This window comes from Micrococcus sp. HSID17227, assembly GCF_003989405.1.
GTDB lineage: Bacteria > Actinomycetota > Actinomycetes > Actinomycetales > Micrococcaceae > Micrococcus > Micrococcus luteus.
Window position 1 is genome coordinate 1 of sequence record NZ_RBLN01000399.1, and the last position, 1,395, is coordinate 1,395.

The window sequence follows — 1,395 nt, forward strand, 5'->3', positions numbered from 1 at the left end:
TTGCTGCGGCGCATGGTCTCCCACCTGATCGTCGACGCGCGGGACCGGCAGCTCGGCAAGGCCATCGCGGCCCTGCGCGACGAGCACACCCGGCTGAACATCAACCTGCTGGGCGAGGCGATCCTCGGCCAGGGCGAGGCGGACCGCCGACTCGAGGGCATCGCCGCGCTGATCCGCCGCGACGACGTCGACTACGTGTCCGTCAAGGTCTCCGCCGCCACCGCCCCGCACGCGCCCTACGCGTTCGACGAGGCCGTCGCGGACATCACCGAGCGGCTCACCCCGCTGTTCGAGCTCGCCCGGGACCGGGACACCTTCATCAACCTGGACATGGAGGAGTACCGCGACCTCGACCTCACGCTCAACGTGTTCACCGCCCTGCTCGAGCAGCCGGGCCTGCGCGACTACGAGGCCGGCATCGTGCTGCAGGCCTACCTGCCGGACGCGCTCGCGGCCATGGTGCGCCTGCAGGAGTGGGCCGCGCGCCGCGTCGCCGCCGGCGGCGCCCCGGTCAAGGTGCGCGTGGTCAAGGGCGCCAACCTGCCCATGGAGCGGATGCAGGCCTCCCTGACGGGCTGGCCGCTGGCCACGGTGGGCTCGAAGCAGGAGGCGGACACCAACTACAAGCGCGTGCTCAACTACGCGCTCACCCCGGAGCATCTGGCCCACGTGCGCATCGGCGTGGCCGGGCACAACCTCTTCGACGTGGCCCTGGCCCACCGGCTGATCGAGCGCCGCGGCCTCGACCCGGCCGCGGTGGAGTTCGAGATGCTCCTCGGCATGGCCACCGGCCAGGCCGCCGCCGTCCGGGCGGACGTCGGCGCCCTGCTGCTCTACACGCCCGTGGTGCGGCCCGAGGAGTTCGACGTGGCGATCTCCTACCTCGTGCGCCGCCTCGAGGAGGGCGCCTCCCCGGAGAACTTCATGTCCGCCGTGTTCGACCTGGACGCGGACGCGGACCTGTTCGCCCGCGAGGAGGAGCGCTTCCGCGCCTCGCTGCGCCACCTGGACGCGGCCGTGCCCCGTCCGAACCGCCTCCAGGACCGGTCCCGCGGGGAGGACGGGCCGACCCCCGCCCCCGTGGACGGCTTCGCCAACACCCCGGACACGGACCCCGCGCTGCCCGGCAACCGGGAGTGGGCCCGCCGGATCCTCGCGGCCGTCCCGGGCTCGGACCTCGGGACGGACACCGTCCGCGCCCACCGCGCCACCACGGCCGACGACGCCCGCGCCGCCATCGCCGCCACCGCCGACCCCGGCGCCCGCTGGGGCTCGCTCCCCGGCCCCGAGCGCGCCGCCGCCCTGGACGCCGTCGGACGGGCCCTGCACGCCGGCCGGGCCCTCCTCCTCGGCGTGGCCACCCCCCGGACCGGCAAGGCCCTGTCCCAGGGTCGC

General features: G+C 75.1%; 1 protein-coding gene. It reads left to right on the forward strand.

Annotated elements, in window-relative coordinates; genetic code table 11:
* The coding region (locus D8M29_RS12210; RefSeq protein WP_161972465.1) for a proline dehydrogenase family protein at positions 1–1,395 on the forward strand (1,395 nt) is incomplete at both ends.